At 52.6% G+C, this 7,814-nt stretch carries 6 protein-coding genes and 4 pseudogenes; 9 read left to right on the top strand and 1 reads right to left on the bottom strand.

Going from position 1 to position 7,814, the window contains the following annotated elements; genetic code table 11:
• Nucleotides 1–75, top strand: a pseudogene (locus tag FTV25_RS15440) (IS6 family transposase); the annotation flags it as partial.
• 53 nt (nucleotides 76–128) lie between these two features.
• On the opposite strand, the pseudogene intI1 reads toward FTV25_RS15440, so the two are convergent.
• Nucleotides 129–665, bottom strand: a pseudogene (gene intI1, locus FTV25_RS15435) (class 1 integron integrase IntI1); the annotation flags it as partial.
• A gap of 155 nt (nucleotides 666–820) precedes the next feature.
• Here intI1 and dfrA16 point away from each other — a divergent pair.
• The 8 genes and pseudogenes from dfrA16 to FTV25_RS15395 all read left to right on the top strand — a co-directional run bounded on the left by dfrA16 (nucleotide 821) and on the right by FTV25_RS15395 (nucleotide 7,611).
• A complete protein-coding gene (dfrA16, locus tag FTV25_RS15430; RefSeq protein WP_032490158.1) occupies nucleotides 821–1,294 on the top strand; it encodes a trimethoprim-resistant dihydrofolate reductase DfrA16 in 474 nt (157 codons plus the stop codon).
• A gap of 164 nt (nucleotides 1,295–1,458) precedes the next feature.
• On the top strand, nucleotides 1,459–2,325 hold the full coding sequence (locus tag FTV25_RS15425; protein WP_001931474.1) for a PSE family carbenicillin-hydrolyzing class A beta-lactamase CARB-2: 867 nt from the start codon (nucleotides 1,459–1,461) through the stop codon (nucleotides 2,323–2,325).
• 117 nt (nucleotides 2,326–2,442) lie between these two features.
• Nucleotides 2,443–3,281 (top strand): annotated as a pseudogene (locus tag FTV25_RS15420) (AadA family aminoglycoside 3''-O-nucleotidyltransferase).
• A 214-nt stretch (nucleotides 3,282–3,495) separates the two neighbouring features.
• Nucleotides 3,496–4,755, top strand: coding sequence for a chloramphenicol efflux MFS transporter CmlA6 (locus FTV25_RS15415; RefSeq protein ID WP_001256773.1), 1,260 nt, complete (start codon nucleotides 3,496–3,498; stop codon nucleotides 4,753–4,755).
• 92 nt (nucleotides 4,756–4,847) lie between these two features.
• Nucleotides 4,848–5,686 (top strand): annotated as a pseudogene (aadA1, locus tag FTV25_RS15410) (ANT(3'')-Ia family aminoglycoside nucleotidyltransferase AadA1).
• Between the two features lie 116 nt (nucleotides 5,687–5,802).
• Nucleotides 5,803–6,150, top strand: coding sequence for a quaternary ammonium compound efflux SMR transporter QacE delta 1 (locus tag FTV25_RS15405; RefSeq protein WP_000679427.1), 348 nt, complete (start codon nucleotides 5,803–5,805; stop codon nucleotides 6,148–6,150).
• Complete coding sequence (gene sul1, locus FTV25_RS15400; RefSeq protein ID WP_000259031.1) at nucleotides 6,144–6,983, top strand: sulfonamide-resistant dihydropteroate synthase Sul1; 840 nt, start codon at nucleotides 6,144–6,146, stop codon at nucleotides 6,981–6,983. Before FTV25_RS15405 ends, sul1 begins: the two co-directional genes overlap by 7 nt.
• Before the next feature lie 127 nt (nucleotides 6,984–7,110).
• The gene (locus tag FTV25_RS15395; RefSeq protein ID WP_000376623.1) at nucleotides 7,111–7,611 is read left to right on the top strand and encodes a GNAT family N-acetyltransferase; all 501 of its coding nucleotides are present in this window, start codon (nucleotides 7,111–7,113) and stop codon (nucleotides 7,609–7,611) included.
• The last annotated feature ends 203 nt before the right edge of the window (nucleotides 7,612–7,814 follow it).

The raw sequence follows: 7,814 nt of genomic DNA, 5'->3' as shown, positions 1-7,814 counted from the left end.
GGCCAGGCCTCAGCATTTTATTATGGTGATCCCCTGGGCGAAATGCGCCTGGTAAGCAGAGTTTTTGAAATGTAAGGCCTTTGAATAAGACAAAAGGCTGCCTCATCGCTAACTTTGCAACAGTGCCACATCAAGGCCCGATCCTTGGAGCCCTTGCCCTCCCGCACGATGATCGTGCCGTGATCGAAATCCAGATCCTTGACCCGCAGTTGCAAACCCTCACTGATCCGCATGCCCGTTCCATACAGAAGCTGGGCGAACAAACGATGCTCGCCTTCCAGAAAACCGAGGATGCGAACCACTTCATCCGGGGTCAGCACCACCGGCAAGCGCCGCGACGGCCGAGGTCTTCCGATCTCCTGAAGCCAGGGCAGATCCGTGCACAGCACCTTGCCGTAGAAGAACAGCAAGGCCGCCAATGCCTGACGATGCGTGGAGACCGAAACCTTGCGCTCGTTCGCCAGCCAGGACAGAAATGCCTCGACTTCGCTGCTGCCCAAGGTTGCCGGGTGACGCACACCGTGGAAACGGATGAAGGCACGAACCCAGTGGACATAAGCCTGTTCGGTTGGTAAGCTGTAATGCAAGTAGCGTATGCGCTCACGCAACTGGTCCAGAACCTTGACCGAACGCAGCGGTGGTAACGGCGCAGTGGCGGTTTTCATGGCTTGTTATGACTGTTTTTTTGTACAGTCTATGCCTCGGGCATCCAAGCAGCAAGCGCGTTACGCCGTGGGTCGATGTTTGATGTTATGGAGCAGCAACGATGTTACGCAGCAGGGCAGTCGCCCTAAAACAAAGTTAACTCGAGGGAGAAATCGTGAAGTTATCACTAATGGCTGCCAAGTCGAAGAACGGTATTATCGGTAATGGACCAGATATTCCATGGAGCGCCAAAGGCGAGCAACTTCTATTTAAGGCAATTACATATAATCAATGGCTTTTAGTTGGACGCAAAACTTTTGAGTCAATGGGCGCTCTCCCAAATCGAAAGTATGCAGTTGTAACTCGCTCTAATTTTTCTACGAATGATGAGGGTGTAATGGTTTTCTCCTCAATTCAGGATGCCTTAATAAATTTAGAGGAAATCACGGATCATGTTATCGTTTCTGGTGGTGGTGAAATATACAAAAGCTTGATTTCCAAAGTAGATACTTTGCATATTTCAACAGTCGACATCGAGCGAGATGGAGACATAGTTTTTCCTGAAATCCCAGATACATTCAAGTTGGTATTTGAGCAAGATTTCGAGTCTAACATTAACTATTGTTATCAAATCTGGCAAAAGAGTTAACAAGCGCCTGCAATCTGACCTCCGGTTACTGTCACCTTTTTTTGCGGTGGAGCTGCAAAAAAGGCGCCATTAACCTCCGGCAGTTGAGGCGGGCGTTAGCCATATTATGGAGCCTCATGCTTTTATATAAAATGTGTGACAATCAAAATTATGGGGTTACTTACATGAAGTTTTTATTGGCATTTTCGCTTTTAATACCATCCGTGGTTTTTGCAAGTAGTTCAAAGTTTCAGCAAGTTGAACAAGACGTTAAGGCAATTGAAGTTTCTCTTTCTGCTCGTATAGGTGTTTCCGTTCTTGATACTCAAAATGGAGAATATTGGGATTACAATGGCAATCAGCGCTTCCCGTTAACAAGTACTTTTAAAACAATAGCTTGCGCTAAATTACTATATGATGCTGAGCAAGGAAAAGTTAATCCCAATAGTACAGTCGAGATTAAGAAAGCAGATCTTGTGACCTATTCCCCTGTAATAGAAAAGCAAGTAGGGCAGGCAATCACACTCGATGATGCGTGCTTCGCAACTATGACTACAAGTGATAATACTGCGGCAAATATCATCCTAAGTGCTGTAGGTGGCCCCAAAGGCGTTACTGATTTTTTAAGACAAATTGGGGACAAAGAGACTCGTCTAGACCGTATTGAGCCTGATTTAAATGAAGGTAAGCTCGGTGATTTGAGGGATACGACAACTCCTAAGGCAATAGCCAGTACTTTGAATAAATTTTTATTTGGTTCCGCGCTATCTGAAATGAACCAGAAAAAATTAGAGTCTTGGATGGTGAACAATCAAGTCACTGGTAATTTACTACGTTCAGTATTGCCGGCGGGATGGAACATTGCGGATCGCTCAGGTGCTGGCGGATTTGGTGCTCGGAGTATTACAGCAGTTGTGTGGAGTGAGCATCAAGCCCCAATTATTGTGAGCATCTATCTAGCTCAAACACAGGCTTCAATGGCAGAGCGAAATGATGCGATTGTTAAAATTGGTCATTCAATTTTTGACGTTTATACATCACAGTCGCGCTGATAAGGCTAACAAGGCCATCAAGTTGACGGCTTTTCCGTCGCTTGTTTTGTGGTTTAACGCTACGCTACCACAAAACAATCAACTCCAAAGCCGCAACTTATGGCGGCGTTAGACATCATGAGGGTAGCGGTGACCATCGAAATTTCGAACCAACTATCAGAGGTGCTAAGCGTCATTGAGCGCCATCTGGAATCAACATTGCTGGCCGTGCATTTGTACGGCTCCGCAGTGGATGGCGGCCTGAAGCCATACAGCGATATTGATTTGTTGGTTACTGTGGCCGTAAAGCTTGATGAAACGACGCGGCGAGCATTGCTCAATGACCTTATGGAGGCTTCGGCTTTCCCTGGCGAGAGCGAGACGCTCCGCGCTATAGAAGTCACCCTTGTCGTGCATGACGACATCATCCCGTGGCGTTATCCGGCTAAGCGCGAGCTGCAATTTGGAGAATGGCAGCGCAATGACATTCTTGCGGGTATCTTCGAGCCAGCCATGATCGACATTGATCTAGCTATCCTGCTTACAAAAGCAAGAGAACATAGCGTTGCCTTGGTAGGTCCGGCAGCGGAGGAATTCTTTGACCCGGTTCCTGAACAGGATCTATTCGAGGCGCTGAGGGAAACCTTGAAGCTATGGAACTCGCAGCCCGACTGGGCCGGCGATGAGCGAAATGTAGTGCTTACGTTGTCCCGCATTTGGTACAGCGCAATAACCGGCAAAATCGCGCCGAAGGATGTCGCTGCCGACTGGGCAATAAAACGCCTACCTGCCCAGTATCAGCCCGTCTTACTTGAAGCTAAGCAAGCTTATCTGGGACAAAAAGAAGATCACTTGGCCTCACGCGCAGATCACTTGGAAGAATTTATTCGCTTTGTGAAAGGCGAGATCATCAAGTCAGTTGGTAAATGATGTCTAACAATTCGTTCAAGCCGACCGCGCTACGCGCGGCGGCTTAACTCCGGCGTTGGGCGCACAATAAGGCTCCTTGCAGAGTTGCTTGAAAGTTGTTACGATTCAAATTTAATCATGAGATAGTCAGCAGATGAGCACTTCCAAGAACGCAGACAAGTAAGCCGCAGCAACCTTCATTTTTCGGTTGTTGCGGCGTTCTCATGAATCCTTTTGCTCTACGGGAGCGCCGCCAAATCCTTTGTTCAAGGAGATGGTTTCGTGCGCTCAAAAAACTTTAGTTGGCGGTACTCCCTTGCCGCCACGGTGTTGTTGTTATCACCGTTCGATTTATTGGCATCACTCGGCATGGACATGTACTTGCCAGCAGTGCCGTTTATGCCAAACGCGCTTGGTACGACAGCGAGCACAATTCAGCTTACGCTGACAACGTACTTGGTCATGATTGGTGCCGGTCAGCTCTTGTTTGGACCGCTATCGGACCGACTGGGGCGCCGCCCCGTTCTACTGGGAGGTGGCCTCGCCTACGTTGTGGCGTCAATGGGCCTCGCTCTTACGTCATCGGCTGAAGTCTTTCTGGGGCTTCGGATTCTTCAGGCTTGTGGTGCCTCGGCGTGCCTTGTTTCCACATTTGCAACAGTACGTGACATTTACGCAGGTCGCGAGGAAAGTAATGTCATTTACGGCATACTCGGATCCATGCTGGCCATAGTCCCGGCGGTAGGCCCATTGCTCGGAGCGCTCGTCGACATGTGGCTTGGGTGGCGGGCTATCTTTGCGTTTCTAGGTTTGGGCATGATCGCTGCATCTGCAGCAGCGTGGCGATTCTGGCCTGAAACCCGGGTGCAACGAGTTGCGGGCTTGCAATGGTCGCAGCTGCTACTCCCCGTTAAGTGCCTGAACTTCTGGTTGTACACGTTGTGTTACGCCGCTGGAATGGGTAGCTTCTTCGTCTTTTTCTCCATTGCGCCCGGACTAATGATGGGCAGGCAAGGTGTGTCTCAGCTTGGCTTCAGCCTGCTGTTCGCCACAGTGGCAATTGCCATGGTGTTTACGGCTCGTTTTATGGGGCGTGTGATACCCAAGTGGGGCAGCCCAAGTGTCTTGCGAATGGGAATGGGATGCCTGATAGCTGGAGCAGTATTGCTTGCCATCACCGAAATATGGGCTTTGCAGTCCGTGTTAGGCTTTATTGCTCCAATGTGGCTAGTGGGTATTGGTGTCGCCACAGCGGTATCTGTGGCGCCCAATGGCGCTCTTCGAGGATTCGACCATGTTGCTGGAACGGTCACGGCAGTCTACTTCTGCTTGGGCGGTGTACTGCTAGGAAGCATCGGAACGTTGATCATTTCGCTGTTGCCGCGCAACACGGCTTGGCCGGTTGTCGTGTACTGTTTGACCCTTGCAACAGTCGTGCTCGGTCTGTCTTGTGTTTCCCGAGTGAAGGGCTCTCGCGGCCAGGGGGAGCATGATGTGGTCGCGCTACAAAGTGCGGAAAGTACATCAAATCCCAATCGTTGAGAGAATGTGGCAAGCTATCGCCCAACAAATCGCTGCAGCCGACCCAAAACCGCTACGCGGTTTCGGTCGGCTGAGCTCAGGCGTTAAACATCATGAGGGAAGCGGTGATCGCCGAAGTATCGACTCAACTATCAGAGGTAGTTGGCGTCATCGAGCGCCATCTCGAACCGACGTTGCTGGCCGTACATTTGTACGGCTCCGCAGTGGATGGCGGCCTGAAGCCACACAGTGATATTGATTTGCTGGTTACGGTGACCGTAAGGCTTGATGAAACAACGCGGCGAGCTTTGATCAACGACCTTTTGGAAACTTCGGCTTCCCCTGGAGAGAGCGAGATTCTCCGCGCTGTAGAAGTCACCATTGTTGTGCACGACGACATCATTCCGTGGCGTTATCCAGCTAAGCGCGAACTGCAATTTGGAGAATGGCAGCGCAATGACATTCTTGCAGGTATCTTCGAGCCAGCCACGATCGACATTGATCTGGCTATCTTGCTGACAAAAGCAAGAGAACATAGCGTTGCCTTGGTAGGTCCAGCGGCGGAGGAACTCTTTGATCCGGTTCCTGAACAGGATCTATTTGAGGCGCTAAATGAAACCTTAACGCTATGGAACTCGCCGCCCGACTGGGCTGGCGATGAGCGAAATGTAGTGCTTACGTTGTCCCGCATTTGGTACAGCGCAGTAACCGGCAAAATCGCGCCGAAGGATGTCGCTGCCGACTGGGCAATGGAGCGCCTGCCGGCCCAGTATCAGCCCGTCATACTTGAAGCTAGACAGGCTTATCTTGGACAAGAAGAAGATCGCTTGGCCTCCCGCGCAGATCAGTTGGAAGAATTTGTTCACTACGTGAAAGGCGAGATCACCAAGGTAGTCGGCAAATAATGTCTAACAATTCGTTCAAGCCGACGCCGCTTCGCGGCGCGGCTTAACTCAAGCGTTAGATGCACTAAGCACATAATTGCTCACAGCCAAACTATCAGGTCAAGTCTGCTTTTATTATTTTTAAGCGTGCATAATAAGCCCTACACAAATTGGGAGATATATCATGAAAGGCTGGCTTTTTCTTGTTATCGCAATAGTTGGCGAAGTAATCGCAACATCCGCATTAAAATCTAGCGAGGGCTTTACTAAGCTTGCCCCTTCCGCCGTTGTCATAATCGGTTATGGCATCGCATTTTATTTTCTTTCTCTGGTTCTGAAATCCATCCCTGTCGGTGTTGCTTATGCAGTCTGGTCGGGACTCGGCGTCGTCATAATTACAGCCATTGCCTGGTTGCTTCATGGGCAAAAGCTTGATGCGTGGGGCTTTGTAGGTATGGGGCTCATAATTGCTGCCTTTTTGCTCGCCCGATCCCCATCGTGGAAGTCGCTGCGGAGGCCGACGCCATGGTGACGGTGTTCGGCATTCTGAATCTCACCGAGGACTCCTTCTTCGATGAGAGCCGGCGGCTAGACCCCGCCGGCGCTGTCACCGCGGCGATCGAAATGCTGCGAGTCGGATCAGACGTCGTGGATGTCGGACCGGCCGCCAGCCATCCGGACGCGAGGCCTGTATCGCCGGCCGATGAGATCAGACGTATTGCGCCGCTCTTAGACGCCCTGTCCGATCAGATGCACCGTGTTTCAATCGACAGCTTCCAACCGGAAACCCAGCGCTATGCGCTCAAGCGCGGCGTGGGCTACCTGAACGATATCCAAGGATTTCCTGACCCTGCGCTCTATCCCGATATTGCTGAGGCGGACTGCAGGCTGGTGGTTATGCACTCAGCGCAGCGGGATGGCATCGCCACCCGCACCGGTCACCTTCGACCCGAAGACGCGCTCGACGAGATTGTGCGGTTCTTCGAGGCGCGGGTTTCCGCCTTGCGACGGAGCGGGGTCGCTGCCGACCGGCTCATCCTCGATCCGGGGATGGGATTTTTCTTGAGCCCCGCACCGGAAACATCGCTGCACGTGCTGTCGAACCTTCAAAAGCTGAAGTCGGCGTTGGGGCTTCCGCTATTGGTCTCGGTGTCGCGGAAATCCTTCTTGGGCGCCACCGTTGGCCTTCCTGTAAAGGATCTGGGTCCAGCGAGCCTTGCGGCGGAACTTCACGCGATCGGCAATGGCGCTGACTACGTCCGCACCCACGCGCCTGGAGATCTGCGAAGCGCAATCACCTTCTCGGAAACCCTCGCGAAATTTCGCAGTCGCGACGCCAGAGACCGAGGGTTAGATCATGCCTAGCATTCACCTTCCGGCCGCCCGCTAGCGGACCCTGGTCAGGTTCCGCGAAGGTGGGCGCAGACATGCTGGGCTCGTCAGGATCAAACTGCACTATGAGGCGGCGGTTCATACCGCGCCAGGGGAGCGAATGGACAGCGAGGAGCCTCCGAACGTTCGGGTCGCCTGCTCGGGTGATATCGACGAGGTTGTGCGGCTGATGCACGACGCTGCGGCGTGGATGTCCGCCAAGGGAACGCCCGCCTGGGACGTCGCGCGGATCGACCGGACATTCGCGGAGACCTTCGTCCTGAGATCCGAGCTCCTAGTCGCGAGTTGCAGCGACGGCATCGTCGGCTGTTGCACCTTGTCGGCCGAGGATCCCGAGTTCTGGCCCGACGCCCTCAAGGGGGAGGCCGCATATCTGCACAAGCTCGCGGTGCGACGGACACATGCGGGCCGGGGTGTCAGCTCCGCGCTGATCGAGGCTTGCCGCCATGCCGCGCGAACGCAGGGGTGCGCCAAGCTGCGGCTCGACTGCCACCCGAACCTGCGTGGCCTATACGAGCGGCTCGGATTCACCCACGTCGACACTTTCAATCCCGGCTGGGATCCAACCTTCATCGCAGAACGCCTAGAACTCGAAATCTAACGTCCGTTCGGGCATCGAGGTCCATGTCGGGGTGGGACGGGCCCGTGGCTTCAAGATCACTTGCAGTCCGACCGCGAGGCACTGTTGCAAAGTTAGCGATGAGGCAGCCTTTTGTCTTATTCAAAGGCCTTACATTTCAAAAACTCTGCTTACCAGGCGCATTTCGCCCAGGGGATCACCATAATAAAATGCTGAGGCCTGGC

It is taken from the genome of Acinetobacter sp. YH12249 (genome assembly GCF_013417475.1).
In the GTDB taxonomy this organism is placed as follows: domain Bacteria; phylum Pseudomonadota; class Gammaproteobacteria; order Pseudomonadales; family Moraxellaceae; genus Acinetobacter.
Note: the sequence above shows the minus strand (reverse complement) of the source record. Positions and strands in the feature narration are given on the sequence as shown.